General features: G+C 71.5%; 11 protein-coding genes. 9 read left to right on the top strand and 2 right to left on the bottom strand.

Going from position 1 to position 14,577, the window contains the following annotated elements; genetic code table 11:
• Position 1 precedes the first annotated feature (1 nt).
• The 7 genes from VE326_03960 (at position 2) to waaF (ending at position 7,891) form a co-directional block, all read left to right on the top strand.
• Positions 2 to 412: a Minf_1886 family protein gene (locus VE326_03960; protein ID HYJ32351.1), complete on the top strand. Its 411-nt coding sequence runs from the start codon at positions 2 to 4 to the stop codon at positions 410 to 412.
• 7 nt (positions 413 to 419) lie between these two features.
• Positions 420 to 2,456 (top strand): ABC transporter ATP-binding protein, encoded by a 2,037-nt coding sequence (locus VE326_03965; protein ID HYJ32352.1) that lies wholly within the window; start codon positions 420 to 422, stop codon positions 2,454 to 2,456.
• Positions 2,457 to 2,459: 3 nt separating this feature from the next.
• Complete coding sequence (locus tag VE326_03970; protein ID HYJ32353.1) at positions 2,460 to 3,548, top strand: glycosyltransferase family 9 protein; 1,089 nt, start codon at positions 2,460 to 2,462, stop codon at positions 3,546 to 3,548.
• Positions 3,545 to 4,465: a D-2-hydroxyacid dehydrogenase gene (locus VE326_03975; protein ID HYJ32354.1), complete on the top strand. Its 921-nt coding sequence runs from the start codon at positions 3,545 to 3,547 to the stop codon at positions 4,463 to 4,465. Before VE326_03970 ends, VE326_03975 begins: the two co-directional genes overlap by 4 nt.
• A gap of 128 nt (positions 4,466 to 4,593) precedes the next feature.
• The gene (tdh, locus tag VE326_03980; GenBank protein HYJ32355.1) at positions 4,594 to 5,676 is read left to right on the top strand and encodes an L-threonine 3-dehydrogenase; all 1,083 of its coding nucleotides are present in this window, start codon (positions 4,594 to 4,596) and stop codon (positions 5,674 to 5,676) included.
• Positions 5,673 to 6,881, top strand: a complete 1,209-nt coding sequence (locus VE326_03985; GenBank protein ID HYJ32356.1) for a glycine C-acetyltransferase — start codon at positions 5,673 to 5,675, stop codon at positions 6,879 to 6,881. The genes tdh and VE326_03985 overlap by 4 nt, the downstream gene beginning before the upstream one ends.
• Positions 6,882 to 6,949: 68 nt before the next feature.
• The gene (gene waaF, locus VE326_03990) at positions 6,950 to 7,891 is read left to right on the top strand and encodes a lipopolysaccharide heptosyltransferase II (GenBank protein ID HYJ32357.1); all 942 of its coding nucleotides are present in this window, start codon (positions 6,950 to 6,952) and stop codon (positions 7,889 to 7,891) included.
• A gap of 4 nt (positions 7,892 to 7,895) precedes the next feature.
• Here waaF and VE326_03995 read toward each other — a convergent pair whose 3' ends face one another.
• A complete protein-coding gene (locus tag VE326_03995; protein ID HYJ32358.1) occupies positions 7,896 to 8,984 on the bottom strand; it encodes a DUF4388 domain-containing protein in 1,089 nt (362 codons plus the stop codon).
• A 3-nt stretch (positions 8,985 to 8,987) separates the two neighbouring features.
• Positions 8,988 to 10,868, bottom strand: a complete 1,881-nt coding sequence (locus VE326_04000) for a hypothetical protein (GenBank protein ID HYJ32359.1) — start codon at positions 10,866 to 10,868, stop codon at positions 8,988 to 8,990.
• Positions 10,869 to 10,982: 114 nt separating this feature from the next.
• Here VE326_04000 and asnS point away from each other — a divergent pair, with 114 nt between their 5' ends.
• A complete protein-coding gene (gene asnS, locus VE326_04005; protein ID HYJ32360.1) occupies positions 10,983 to 12,281 on the top strand; it encodes an asparagine--tRNA ligase in 1,299 nt (432 codons plus the stop codon).
• A gap of 95 nt (positions 12,282 to 12,376) precedes the next feature.
• On the top strand, positions 12,377 to 14,577 hold a 2,201-nt coding region (locus VE326_04010; GenBank protein HYJ32361.1), incomplete at its 3' end, for a M14 family zinc carboxypeptidase.

The following is a 14,577-nucleotide window of genomic DNA, read 5'->3' on the forward strand; positions in this document are numbered from 1 at the left end:
GATGAGCCGCGACATCGAAACCCGGATGCTCGAGCTGGCGCAGCAGTACGGGCGCTACAAGGCGAACGCCTACCGCTTCACCTTCGACGCGGTCCGCTACACGGCCGACCGCAGCTATCAGGTCACGAAAGAGGTCCGGCACGTGACCGGCGTGGAAGTGCTCGAGGGGATCCGGCAGCTCGCCCTGGACCAGTTCGGGTTCATGGCCAAGACCGTGTTCCTCGAATGGGGCATCGAGCGGACCGAGGACTTCGGCGAGATCGTCTTCCAGCTCGTGCGCGAGGGGATCCTGAGCAAGACCGAGAAGGACAACCCGGGCGACTTCGCGAGCGGCTACGACTTCGACGAGGCCTTCGTCCGGAACTACGACTGGCTCGACCGGCTGGGCGAGCCTCGGACCCACCGGGCTTAGCCGCCCCGTGGGCCGACCCAAATCCGAGCGAAGCCCCTCCCTCCGGCTCCTCCGCTACCTCGAGCCCTACCGGGGGCATCTCGCCCTCACCGCCGCGCTCATGGTGGTCTTCGCGCTTCTGAGCGGCGCTTCGATCGGGATGATCTCCCCGTTCGTGAAGATCCTGTTCACGCCGCGTCCCGCCGTGACCGCGAGCGCCGCCGGACCGCCGGCGCCGGGATCGCCGGCCGCGGGCCTCCCGGCATCGCTGGGAACGGGAATCGCCGGGCTGGACGCGGCGGGCCTCGCGGGGACGGCGGCGTCGAAGAGCGACAGCGCCGGGGCCGCGCGCGTGTCCGCCAAGCCGCGCCCCTTCGCCGCGCTCGCCGAGCGCGGCAACCAGGCGAAGCAGAAGCTCCGGACCTGGTTCGAGCACTTCTTCCTGATCGGAGACCCGATCCGCTCGCTCACGCGGATCTGCCTCGCGCTCCTCGTCGTCTTCCTGCTGAAGAACGCCGTCGACTATCTCCAGAGCGTGCTCACGGTCTGGGTGGAACAGGCGGTGATCCGCGACATGCGGAACGAGGTCTACGCGCACCTCCACACTCTGTCGCTCTCCTTCTTCCACTCCCGGCGCACGGGCGCGCTCCTCTCGCGCTTCACGAACGACATCGCCCTCGTGCGGGGCGCCCTGGCGGCCGGATTCAGCAACCTCATCAAGTCCTCGCTGCTCCTCGCCGTCTGCCTCTTCTGGATCTTCTGGACCTCCTGGCGGCTCGCCCTCGTCTCGCTGGTCGTCGTTCCCTTCTCGCTGGTGCTGATCGTCTGGCTGGGGCGGAAGCTCCGGCGGCGGAGCAGCATCACGCAGGAGCGGATGGGGGACTTGAACGCGATCCTCCAGGAGACCCTGACCGGCATCCGCGTCGTGAAGGCGTTCGCGATGGAGGGGTTCGAGCAGCGGAAGTTCGAGCGCGCCTCCCAGGGCTACTTCCGCGCGTTCGTGAAGCAGCGCCGCCTGGGCGCTCTGGCCGGACCGATGTCGGAATACCTCGGCGTCGTTGCGGCGACGGCGGTGCTCTGGTACGGCGGCCGCGAGATCCTCCTCACGCGCGTCATCGAGCCGCAGCAGTTCTTCATCTTCCTCTTCGCCATGCTGCAGCTGATGAGCCCGCTGAAGTCGCTCTCCAACGTGAACGCGACGCTCCAGGAGGGGCTGGCGGCCGCCGTCCGGATCTTCCGGATCCTCGACACGGAAGCGACCGTGGTCTCGCGGCCGAACGCGCGGCGGATCGCCGGGATCCACGATGGGATCGAGTTCGAGGGCGTCTCCTTCCGCTACGGGCAGGGTCCCGAGGTGCTGCGCGACGTCTCGTTCCACGTCGAGGCGGGCGAAGTGATCGCGCTCGTCGGCCCGAGCGGCGCCGGCAAGTCCACGATGGCGGACCTGGTCGCGCGCTTCTACGACCCGACCTCCGGGCGCATCCTGATCGACGGCGTGGACCTCCGCGAGTACGAGCTCTCGTCGTGGCGCTCGCTCCTCGGGGTGGTGACGCAGGAGCCGATCCTCTTCCACGACTCGGTCTTCCACAACATCGCCTACGGCGTATCCGACGCCGCCGACGAGGCCGTGCGCCGCGCCGCGCGGGCGGCCCACGCCGACCGCTTCATCGACGAGATGCCGGAGGGCTATCAGAGCCCGATCGGCGAGCGCGGGGTGCGACTCTCCGGGGGCGAGCGGCAGCGGATCGCGATCGCCCGGGCCATCTTCAAGGACCCGAGGCTCCTCCTGCTCGACGAGGCCACCTCCAGCCTCGACTCCCAGTCGGAGCTGCTCGTGCAGGAGGCGCTGGAGGCGCTCTTCACCGGCCGCACGGTGCTCGTGATCGCGCACCGCCTCTCGACCATCCAGCGGGCGGATCGCATCGTCGTGGTGGACCAGGGACGCATCGTGCAGATGGGCACGCACGCCGAGCTGGTCCAGACGCCCGGGCTCTACCAGAAGCTCCACCGGCTCCAGTTCCGTCTCGCGGAGGCGGGGTTCCCCGCCCATCCGCGGGCGGGCTGAGGGATGGCGCGCGGCGCCGCTCTCGTCGTCCGCTTCTCCTCGCTCGGCGACGTCCTCCTCGCGGCCCACCTTCCCGCGTTCCTGCGCGACGCCGATCCCGGTCGCCGCGTCCTCTTCGCCACCAAGGAGCGCTACGCGGCGATCCTGCGCGGCCACCCCGACGTGGCGCGGTTCTTCCTGCTGGAGGACAAGAGCTCCGATCCCGCGGCACCCGCGCCCTTCGGCCTCCTCGGGGGACTCGGCCTGCTCGCCACGGGACTCCGCCGCGAGGACGTGGGCGAGGTCTACGACCTGCACCAGAATCTGCGCTCCTCGCGCCTCGTCGCCTCGCTCGGCGGGGTGCGCCGTGTCGCGCCGTCCAAGCACGGGCTCCGCCGCCGGCTGATGGTGCACGCGAAGTGGCTCCGTCCCGAGCCGCTCCCGCCGCTGCTCCAGACCTACCGGGAGATCGCGGGACTCGACCCCGGGGCGCCGGTGCGTCCCTGGCTGCGCGAGGCGCTGACGGACTCCGAGCGCGCGCGGGCGCGCGCCCGTCTCGGGGAGGACGACCGCATCGCGCTGCTCGGCGTCGGCGCGCGCTGGGAGACCAAGCGCTGGCCGCTCGAGCGCTTCCTCGAGCTGGGGGAGCGGCTGCCTGCGGAGGCCGGCCTCGCGCCGCGCTATGCCGTCCCGCCGAAGAGCGCGGAGGCGTCGGCGCTTCGCGCGCGGCTCCCGGCGGGCCGCCACGGGGCGATCCTCGAGGGCTCCTTCCGCGAGTGCGCCGCGGCCGCCTCCTGGGCGCAGGTCATCGTCTCGAACGACTCGGCCACGCTCCACCTGGGTGCCGCGCTCGGCGTCCCGGCCGTCGGAATCTTCGGGAGCACCGTGCCCGCCTTCGGCTTCGCCCCTTCCGGACCGCGCGACGCCGTGGTCGAGACGGCGCTCTCCTGCCGCCCCTGCTCGGTGCACGGACGGCGGCGCTGCCCGCTGGGGCATCACCGCTGCATGCGCGACCTGGCCCCCGACGCGGTGCTGGCGGCGGTGCGAGGCGTGCTGGCGGGCGCGGGCGCCGCGGCGGGTGCCGGGGCCGCCGCGACCGAGGCCCCGGCGTGAGCGACCGCATCCTGCTCGAGGGAAACGACCCCGCGATCCGGGCCGCCGTGGAGCGGCGCGCGGGAACCGTCCTCCCCTGGGCGGCTCCCGGCGAGGAGGCGCGCGCCACGGTCTGGTTTTGCCCCGGAAACCCGCCCGCGGAGGCGCGCGAGCTGCCCGCGCTCCATTGGATCCAGACCGGGTGGGCCGGCGTCGAGGGGTGGTTCGGACGCCCCGAGTGGCGCGAGGGGGTCCTCCTGACCCGCACGGTCGGCGATTTTCCGCAGCGCATCGCCGAGTACGTGATCGGCTACCTCCTCGCGGACGCGCTCGGGGTTCCGGAGGCGCTGCGGCAGATGGAGTCGCGCGCGTGGAAGCGCTGGACGCCCGGTTCGCTGGCCGGCCGCTCGATGCTCGTGGTGGGGCACGGCGCGATCGGCCGCCGCGTCGCCGAGGCGGCGCGCGGGCTGGGCATGAGCTCGCGGGGCATCCGCCGGGGGCCCTTGTCCCCCGAGGATCTCGCCCTGGGCGTGGAGGAGGCGTCCGCGCTCGAGGCGCTTCTTCCGGCCGCGGACGTGGTCGTGAATCTCCTGCCGCTCACCGCCGCGACGCGCTCCTTCTGGAATGCCGCGCGGCTCGACCGCATGAAGGAGGGATCCACCTTCGTGAACGTCTCGCGCGGGGCGACGGTGGACGACGACGCGCTGATCGCGGCGCTCGCGCGACGGCGCCCCGCGCGCGCCATCCTCGACGTCTTTCGCGACGAGCCGCTTCCGGCCGCCCACCCGCTGCGGGGGGCCACGGGCGTCTGGGTCACGCCGCACGTCGCGGGGATCGGCACCGCGGAGCCGCTCGCGGCCGAGTTCGCCGCCAACTGGCTGCGCTACAAGGACGGCGCGCCGCTGCGCCACCGGGTCGACCGGGCCCGCGGATATTGAAGAAGCGTCGCGCCGGCGCGCCCGATGGTCCGGTGGGCGCATTCCGGGGAAAGTCCTTGATTCCCGCGCCCCCCTTCTCATAATCGCCTTCGAAACGCGCCGTACCTAATCGCGAAAGGAGCATCGCCATGGCGGTTACGACCACCAAGGAGCCGATCGTGAGTCAGGGGATGATGTGGGCCATCCACAAGCCGAGCGCGGCGCCGGGCCTGTTCCCGACGACCGTGCCGATCCCCTCGATCGGTCCCAAGGACGTACGCATCCGGGTGACCGCGTTCGCCATCTGCGGCACCGATCTGCATATCGTGGAGTGGGATCCGTGGGCGCAGTCGCGGATCCGCCCGCCGCTCGTTCCCGGGCACGAGTTCACCGGCGTCGTGGAGTCGGTCGGCGACGAGGTCTCGCTGGTCAAGCCGGGCGACCGCGTGACGGCGGAGACGCACATCTACTGCGGGATCTGCTACGCCTGCCGCCGCGGCCTCCAGCACCTCTGCCAGAAGGTGCAGATCCTGGGCGTCGACCGGCAGGGCGCCTTCGCGGACTACGTGTCGATTCCGGAGCAGAACGTCTGGAAGCTGCACCCCGACATCCCCGAGGAGATCGCGGCGATCCACGATCCGCTCGGGAACGCCGTGCACACGGCGCTGGCCGGTCCGGTCGCGGGACTCCGCTTCGCCGTCTTCGGATGCGGCCCGATCGGATGTTTCTCGATCGGCGTGCTCAAGGCCGCCGGCGCCTCGTGGGTCGCGGCCATCGACAAGAACCCGGGGCGCCTGGAGCTGGCGAAGGCGATGGGCGCGGACTTCACGGTGGATGTGAACACCGCCTCCGCCTCGGCGGAGGTGCTCCGCGAGACCGCCGGCCGCGGCGTGGACGGCATGCTCGAGATGTCGGGGCATCCGCAGGCGTTCAAGGACGGCTTCGACATGCTCGCCAACGGCGGGCGCGTGTCGCTCCTCGGCATCCCCTCCAAGCCGCTCGAGATCGACGTGGCCAAGGAGATCGTCTTCCGGGGCGCCGTCGTGCAGGGGATCAACGGGCGGCTCATCTTCGACACCTGGTTCCGCATGGAGGCCCTGCTGCTCACCGGCAAGCTGAACGTGCGGCCGGTCATCACGCACGTGCTCGGCTGGTCGGAGTTCGATCGCGCGGTGGAGCTGCAGCGCTCCGGCAAGGCGGGCAAGATCGTCCTGAAGCGGGACCACCCATGAGCCCCGCGCCCGAGACCATGAAGCCGGCGAACCCGCTCGCTTTCCTGGACGAGACCCTCGAGGGCCTTCGCCGGGACGGGCTCTACCGGAACCTGCGCGTCCTCGCGGGAGAGCAGAAGCCGCGCGCCCGCTTCGACGGACGCGACGTCATCAACCTCTCCTCGAACAACTACCTCGGCCTGACCACCCATCCCAAGCTCCGCGAGGCGGCGATCCGCGCCGTGAAGGAGCTGGGAGCGGGAAGCGGGTCGGTCCGGACCATCGCGGGCACCATGGACATCCACATGGAGCTCGAGCGGAAGATCGCGGCCTTCAAGAAGACCGAGGCGGCCGTCGTCTTCCAGAGCGGCTTCACCGCGAACGCGGGGACGGTCGCGTCGATCCTGGGCAAAGAGGACCTGATCCTCTCCGACGAGCTGAACCACGCGAGCATCATCGACGGGGCGCGCCTCTCGCGCGCCACGATCAAGGTCTTCCCGCACCGCGACACGAACGCGCTCCGGACGCTCCTCGAGGAGACGTCGGAATGGAAGCGCCGCCTGGTGATCACGGACGGCGTCTTCAGCATGGACGGCGACATCGCGCCCCTGCCGGCGATCGCGGCGCTCGCCAAGGAACACGGCGCGATCATGATGGTGGACGACGCCCACTCGAGCGGCGTGCTCGGGAAGAACGGCCGCGGCACGATCGACCACTACGGCATCCACGGCCAGGTGGACATCCAGGTCGGCACCCTCTCCAAGGCGATCGGCGTGCTCGGCGGCTACGTCTGCGGCTCGAAGAGCCTGATCGACTACCTCTACCACCGCGCCCGGCCCTTCCTCTTCAGCACGTCGCACCCGCCCGCCGTGGCGGCGGCGTGCATCGCCGCGTTCGAGGTGCTGGAGCAGGAGCCGGAGCGGATCGAGCGGCTCTGGTCCAACACGAAGCGCTTCAAGGCGGGGCTCTTGCGGCTGGGGTTCGACACCGGGATCAGCGAGACGCCGATCACGCCGATCATCGTCGGCGAGGCGGATCGCGCGATGAAGCTCTCGGACCTGGCGTTCGAGCGCGGGGTGTTCGCGCAGGGCATCGGCTTTCCGACGGTGGCGAAGGGAAGGGCGCGGCTGCGGACGATCGTCACCGCGACCCACACCGAGGAGGAGCTGGATCGGGCGCTCGAGGTCCTGGGAGACGCCGCGCGGAGCCTCGGGATCCTCTCCTGACGATCGGGGAACGCCCGCTCTACGTCCGCCTGCCCAACTGGCTCGGCGACCTGATCCTGGCCTGGCCGGTGGTCGCGGCCGCCGCGGCGCGTGGAGCGATCTTCGCGGGCCGTCCCGCGTTCGAGCCGCTCGTCCTGGCGCGTCTTCCCGGCGCGCGCTATCTCACCGCGGCGCGCACGCGCCGGCTGGCGCTCGCGCGCGAGCTGCGCGCGCTGGAGCCGGGCGCGGCTCTCCTCCTGCCCGATTCCTTCTCGTCAGCCCTCGTCGCCGCGCTCGCGGGCATTCCGCGCCGGATCGGCTACGGCGCCGAGGGGCGCGGGTTCCTGCTCACGGTGCGGGTCCCGCGCGCCGGAAGGGCCCGCAGCGCGCCGCGCGCGGCGGAGTATCGCGTCCTGGGCGAGGCCGCGGGGCTGTCGGTTCCTCCGGGGGAGCCCTCGCTCGCGGCGGCCGAGGGGGAGCGCGCGCTCGGCATGGCGCGCCTCGAGGCCGCCGGGATCGGCGACGGTCCGGTCCTCGTGCTGGCCCCGGGGGCCGCGTACGGTCCCGCGAAGCAGTGGGGGCCGGAGCGCTTCGCCGCCGTCGGCGCGCATGTCGCGCGCTCGCGGGGGGCGGCGCTGGCGATCGTGGGCGCGGGAGGCGACGCCGGGCCCGCGGGAGAAACCGCGCGGCTCGCCGCGGCCGCCGGAGCACGGGTCGCGAACCTCGCCGGGGCGACCTCGATCCCCGAGCTGGTCGGGATCCTCGACGCCGCGCTCGCGGTCGTCTCGAACGATTCCGGCGTCATGCACCTCGCGGCCGCCCTCGGCCGGCCCACGGTCGGGATCTTCGGCTCGACCAGCCCCGTCTGGACGGCGTCGGCGGCGCCGTGGGCGACGAGCCTGTATGCCGAGTACCCCTGCTCGCCCTGCTTCCGGCGAACGTGTCCGATCGGATACGGCTGTCTCCGCTCGATCGAAGCGGAGCAGGGGACGAAGGCGGTGGAGCGGTTGCTGGGGAAGGAAAGGGAGTAGCGGGCTACCGGGGCGAGCGCGAGTAGGACGTCCCGTCCGACTTGTAGCGGTACCGCTTGGACACCGCCTCCACCGTGCCGGACGAGACCAGCCCGGCGCGCGCGAGGGTCGCGAGCTCTCCGGGATACTTCCCCCGCATCGTTCGGTACGTCTCCAGGGCCAGCGTGACGCGAGCCGCGTCGTCCACGCCGCCGATCTCCGGCGGCGCCCACGGCGCGGGCGTGGCGGAGCGCTGGACCGGCGCGAGCAGGGCGGGCGACCCGTAGATGCCGAGCCCCAGGGAGAGCGCGAGCACCAGGGTTCCGATCGCGAGCGCCAGGCCGCCGCGCGGCGCGACCCGCGGGGCGGTCGCCCCGGGCATCGGCGTGACCTTGGGCGGGGCGGCGCTCAGCGAGATCTCCACGACCCCCTGCTCGAGCAGGTGGTGGAGCGCTTCGTACACCTCGAAATCCACCAGCTTCGATTGCGCCATGATGTCGCGAATGGGGCGAAGCCCGTCGATCAGGGGCAGCACGCGCCGCTCCGCCTCGGTCATCTCCTTCGGAGGCACCGCCAGCGCCTTGGGGCGGAGCACCATGGCGGTGGAGGAGAGCTCTTCCCTGTAGCGGGCCATCTCGTCGATGCGACGCATCGACTCCATCAGGAGCCCTTCGGTGTTCAGCCGCACGTTCACCGCGAACTTGGGGACCGTGCGCGAGTCTCCCGAGAAGTGATAGGCGCCGGTCTTCCAGGTGAGGAGCTGATGCAGGGTGTCCTGGATCTGGTCTTCGATCGCGTGCCCGAGCTGCTCGCTGGTGAGGTAGTTCCCGCTCAGCAGGATGTCGGTCAGCTCGCGGCGACTCTCGTTCTCGATCGTCTCGACCTGCCGCAGCTGCGGGTCGGTCAGCCGGCCCGTCTTGACCAGGAACGGCTTCAGCGGGTCTTTCGCGTTCCGCCGCCGGTCCCGCGTCGATACGACCTTGCCCCCCTCGAAGAAGATCACGCCGATCTCGTCTCCAGCCGTCAGCTTGAGCACGCCCGACTTCTGCTGCACCGCGATCAGCTGAAGGATTTCGGGAAGGCTGAAATCGTCGAGATTGCCCTGGAGCGCCATCGGTCAGCTCCGTCCCGCGCCGGCCCGCCGCCCCGAGCCGCGCGCCGTCCGGGGCTCGCCCGGCGTCAGGCGCTCCACCGTCGCGGTGGTCGTGGCGAAGTAGCGGGAGACCGTGATCGCGTAGGTCAGGAGGAAGAGCAGCAGGAGCGGCACCCGCTTCGCCCAGTCGCTGCCCGGGATCGGCGAGACGTCGAGCGACGGGACGAGGGCGCCGTTCTGGATCACGAGGAGCCCCGCCGCCGTCATCACGAGGAGCGCGAAGAATCCCGAGAGGGGCGCTCCGCGCAGCATCTGGCCGCCGCCCGGAAGAAGGAACGTGATCAGCGCCTGGCCGATCGTGCGCCGCCGCGCGGCCGAGCGGTCGCGCCGCGTCAGGAGGAGCCGGGTGAACTCCATCGACTTGAGATCCTTCACGGTGCGGAAGCAGTCGTTGCAGAACGCGCGCTGCTGCATCCGGTGGACGCAGCGGCGGCAGACGATCTTCTGGCAGTTGGAGCAGTGCAGGGTCGGCAGGCTGCGCCCGAGCACCTGCCCGATTCCGGCGAAGATGAGGAAGAGCGCGGGCAGGAAGACCAGCGCGAACGGGGCCGGAGGCGTGAGCGACAGGGCAAACTTGAGGTACCGGTTCTGCTCGATCGTGGCGGGGCCGCGGAGATGTCCCGTGCGCGCGGCCAAGTCCCAGAGGGCCTGGGCCGCGGGCCGGGCGTCCATGACCGTGCGGTTCAGCTGAGGGGCGCCGAGGCGTGTGAAATCCCGCACGCGGTCGAATGCGAGCGCCGACGCGCGCGACTGCTCGCGGCTCGCTTCCGCGAAGAGGAGCTGCTTCGTGTAGACCTGCGCCAGGTTGTAGTGCGGCTCGACGGCTCCGGGACTGGCGGCCGCGGCCGATTCGTAGAGCTGGCGGGCCCGCGCGTAGTCCTCGCGCGCGAAATAGACGTTGCCCAGGCCGGTCAGGATCCAGGGGCTGTTCGGCCGGAGCACCGCGGCCAGGGTCAGCTGCTCGGCCGCGCCGTCCAGATCGCCCGCGCGTCGGCGGAGGGTCCCGAGCGCGAAGGGGAAGAGCGCCTCGTTGGCGTCTCGCGCCTCCCACGCCTGGATCGCGCGCGCGACGTCCGGGTCGTATCCCGACGAGAGCGCCCGGTCCACGAGCAGGCTCGGCTCGTCCAGCCGCGGGGCTCCGGCCCACGGGGCGACGGAGCCGCTCCAGCCGGCCAGGGCCAGCGCCGAGGCGACGAAGAGGAGCACGAGCAGCGCCTCGCGCTTGCCGAGGCGGAACGAGAGGAGCCCCGCGAAGACGGTCGCCGTGGCCGCGGCGCCGAGGCCCCAGAGCGCGGGCGCGATTGCGATCATGCCCGCGCCGAACCCCCCGACGCGGCTTCCGCGCGCGCCGAGCGATTCCGCGATGACGTGCACGAGATGGGGAAGGTGGCGCAGGACGATGCCGACCAGGGCGAGGAGGAGGCTGAGCATCCAGACCACGACCAGCGCCGTGACCGCGTTCGCCAGGAGGTGGCGCTGCCAGGGGTAGCTTCGTCCCAGGATCCGGAACGCCTCGGCGGCCTCGGCCACCGCGCGTCCCGGCTCCGACGTCAGGAGCAGGCGCGCGATGGTGAAGTGCGGGTCGGGGTAGTCGGGATCGAACAGGGAGGCGGCTTCGAGGAGACGGATCGCTTCGGGACGGGCGCCGGCGGCGTTGCGCTCGAGCGCTTCGCGATAGCAGGCCTGCGCCATCGGCAGGTCGCGCGCGACGCCGCGGTCGTATTTCGTTTCGAGGGCGGCGGCGATGGCGGCGTCGTCGAGCGACGCGGCGCCGGCGCGCGGCGCAAGCGAGAACGCGCACGCGAGGATCACGACGACCGCGAGTAGGCGGGGGGCTGGCGCCACGAGCGGCACGTTAGGCTCCGGCCGGGCGAGGGTCAAGGGAAATGTCCCTCGCGCGTGGTATCCTCACCGCTCGTTCACCCCCGACCCACCATTCGCGAATTCCGGAGGAGTCGCATGAGTCGCGAGGCGACGCGCATCGAGGCGCTGCCGTCCAGGATCGGCCAGCCGGTCACGCTGGAAGGCTGGCTGATGAATCGCCGCTCCAGCGGCAAGATCGAGTTCCTGCAAGTGAGGGACGGAAGCGGCGTCGTCCAGTGCGTGGCCGTCCGCTCCGACCTGCCCGACGAGACCTTCGCGCGCTGCGCTTCGGCCGCGCAGGAGAGCGCGATCCGCGTGAAGGGCGTCGTCCGCGAGGACAAGCGCGCCCCGAGCGGCGTGGAGCTCACGCTCACCGACCTCGAGATCGTCGCGCCGAGCAAGGACTACCCGATCACGCCGAAGGAGCACGGGACCCCCTTCCTGCTCGACCATCGCCACCTCTGGATCCGCTCGCAGCGCCAGCACGCGATCCTCCGGATTCGCCACACCGTGGTGGACGCCTGCCGCGACTTCCTGAACCGGGACGGCTTCATCCTCGCCGACGCGCCGATCTTCACGCCCAATGCCTGCGAGGGGACGACGACGCTCTTCGAGACCGACTATTTCGGGGAGAAGGCGTACCTCACGCAGAGCGGGCAGCTGTACAACGAGGCCACCGCCATGGCGCTGGGGAAGACCTACTGCTTCGGGCCGACCTTCCGGGCGGAGAAGTCGAAGACCCGCCGGCACCTGATCGAGTTCTGGATGGTGGAGCCGGAGGTGGCGTACGCCACGCTGGACGACGTCATGGACCTCATCGAGCGCTTCGTGACGTCCGTCGTGGAGCGGGTGCTGACCGACCGGAGGACCGAGCTCCGCGTGCTGGAGCGCGACACGGCTCCCCTCGAGCGGGTGAAGGCCCCCTTCCCGCGGATCGCCTACGACGAGGCGGCCCGGATCCTCGTCGCGAAGGGGCTCCCGTTCGAGGCGGGGAACGACTTCGGCGGCACGGACGAGACGGTGCTCACCGAGGGATTCGACCGTCCCTTCTTCGTGCACCGCTTTCCGGCCGCGGTGAAGGCCTTCTACATGAAGCGCGACCCCAAGGACGAGCGCCTGTCGCTCTCCTGCGACCTCCTGGCCCCGGAGGGGTACGGGGAGATCGTGGGAGGCGGGGAGCGCGAGGACGACCTCGAAACGCTGGCCGGCCGGGTCGCCGACCACGGGCTTCCCGAAGAGGCGTTCCGCTGGTACCTGGACCTGCGGCGCTACGGCTCGGTTCCGCACGCGGGATTCGGCATGGGGATCGAGCGGGCCCTGACCTGGATCTGCGGCATCGACCACGTCCGCGAGACCATTCCCTTCCCGAGGATGCTCCATCGGCTGAAGCCCTGAAGGGGCGGGCGGGTGTCGGGAAAAGGGGCGCGGAAATGCTATAATCAACGTGGTTGCTCCCGTCGCATCCCGCTTTGCACCGTCGGAGTACCCCTTTGCGCCGGCTCTTCGTCCTGCTCCTCCTCGCGCTCGCGTCGATCCCGTCGTGGGTCGCGCGGCCCCCGGAGGCCCGGGCCGCGGACAGCCGCGCGCTCTACCGGATCGTCCCGCCCAAGGGCGCGGCGGCACGGCTGCTCCGACTGGGCTTCGACCCGGCCGGCTACGGCCCCGGCTCCTCCCTCGATTTCATCCTGACCCTCGAAGAGGCCGCGCGGGCGCGCTCGCTGGGCTTCACGCCGGTCCCGCTGTCCGCGCGTGGGGGACCGCTCTCCGCGCCGGCGGCGCCCGGCCTGGGCGCCTATCACACGTACGGCGAGGCCCTGGCCGAGATGGCGTCTTACGCCGCGGCGCACCCCTCGATCGCGCGGCTCGACACGCTGGGACTGAGCCTCGAGGGCCGGCCGATCGTCGCGATCGAGATCTCCGACAACCCCGGCGTCGACGAGGGCGAGCCCGAGGCGCTCGTGGACGGGTGCCTGCACGCCCGCGAGCTGATGAGCGTCGAGGTGCCGCTCTACGCGATGCGGCGGCTGCTCGACGGCTACGGCGCCGACCCGGGGCTCACCGCGCTGATCGACTCGCGGCGGATCTGGATCGTCCCGGTGGCCAATCCCGACGGATACGTCTATGTGGAGCAGCATTCCGGCGGCCAATCCAGCGGCTGGTGGCGCAAGAACCGGCGGCCCAACGGGGACGGCTCGGTCGGCGTCGATCTGAACCGGAACTACGGGTTCGAGTGGGGCTACGACGACGTCGGTTCCAGCCCCACGCCCTCCTCCGACACCTATCGCGGCACCGGCGCCTTCTCGGAGCCCGAGACCCAGGTGCTCCGGGATTTCATCGATTCCCGGCAGCTCACCGTCGCGCTCTCGTTCCACTCGTACGGGGATCTGGTGCTCTATCCCTGGGGCTACGACCGGCTGGACGCGCCCGACAACGCCGTCTTCGTCGCCCTGGGCGATTCGATCGCGTCGTACAACGGCTATCGGGTGGGGAATCCTAGGTCGAACGCGATCTACCTCACGAACGGCGGGATCGACGACTGGGTCTACGGGGATGCCTACGACAAGCCGGCTCTCTACGGGTACACCGTGGAGCTGAACACCGAGGTTGAGGGCGGATTCGACCCGCCTGACGCCCTGATCGGGCCGACGTGCGCCGCGAACTGGGGCGGGGTGCTGGCGGTCCTTCGCTACGCCGACCTGCCGCGGCGCGTGCTCGGTCCCGCCCGGCCCGAGTCGCCGGCGGTGGTGGTGGGCCCGGGGGGGACGGCCCAGATGCGATGGAGCTACACCGCGCCCGATCCCGCGAACCTGCCCGCGACGCACGAGGTGCGCCGGATCGCGCAGGTGCTCCGCGCGCTCGACGACGCCGAAGCGGGGATGGCCGACTGGGACACCCTCCGCTTCGCCTGGTCCACCGCGCGGAGGGCGGACGGGAGCCACAGCTACGCATCGGGCTCCTCGGACAATCGGGAGAGCATTCTCACATCCCGCGCGTCGCTCGACGTGGGGACGGCCGACAGCCTCGTGGCCTGGGCCTGGTGGGACCTCGAGTCGGGATTCGACTACTGGTACGCGCAAGCCTCCGTGGACGGCGGGGCGACCTGGCACTCGCTCGCCGGCACGCACACGACGAACCTGAATCCCTCGGGGCAGAACGAGGGGTTCGGGGTGACGGGGTCGAGCGGCGGCGTGTTCGCGCGCACCGCCTTCAGCCTGCTTCCGTACGTGGGGAAGCAGGCCCTCGTCCGGTTCCGCTGCGTGACCGACGCCGCCAACCACGGCGAGGGGCTCTACCTGGACGACATCACTCCCGACCCGCGCTACACGGGAGTCGTCTCGTCCGACACCGGCAGCCCCGACACGGCCTTCACCCTGGCGCCGCTTCCCACCCAGCCCACCTGGTTCCAGGTCCGGGGAGTCGACGGGGAGGGCCAGCCCTCCAACTGGAGCGGACGCGTGCTCTTCTCCCCGAACGTCGCCGGCGTGGCGGCGGGCGCCGCCCCGCGGGTGGACCGGCTCGCCGGGATCGCCCCCAATCCCGCGAATCCGCGCGCCGACGTTCGCTTCACCCTGTCCTCGGGCATGCCGTCGGCCTGGCGGCTCGACTGCTTCGACGCCTCGGGGCGGTGGATGGGCCGGATCGCCGAGGGGCGCGACGACGGTTCGGGGGGCGACCGGAGCGCGGCCTGGAG

The sequence above is a fragment of the Candidatus Binatia bacterium genome, from assembly GCA_035631035.1.
GTDB lineage: Bacteria > Eisenbacteria > RBG-16-71-46 > SZUA-252 > SZUA-252 > DASQJL01.

Bases quoted from the DNA above. Each gene is read 5' to 3' on its own strand.
- VE326_03960 (HYJ32351.1), top strand. From the start codon at position 2: ATGAGCCGCGACATCGAAACCCGGATGCTCGAGCTGGCGCAGCAGTAC.
- VE326_03970 (HYJ32353.1), top strand. From the start codon at position 2,460: ATGGCGCGCGGCGCCGCTCTCGTCGTCCGCTTCTCCTCGCTCGGCGAC.
- tdh (HYJ32355.1), top strand. From the start codon at position 4,594: ATGGCGGTTACGACCACCAAGGAGCCGATCGTGAGTCAGGGGATGATG.
- VE326_03985 (HYJ32356.1), top strand. From the start codon at position 5,673: ATGAGCCCCGCGCCCGAGACCATGAAGCCGGCGAACCCGCTCGCTTTC.
- VE326_03995 (HYJ32358.1), bottom strand. From the start codon at position 8,984: ATGGCGCTCCAGGGCAATCTCGACGATTTCAGCCTTCCCGAAATCCTT.
- asnS (HYJ32360.1), top strand. From the start codon at position 10,983: ATGAGTCGCGAGGCGACGCGCATCGAGGCGCTGCCGTCCAGGATCGGC.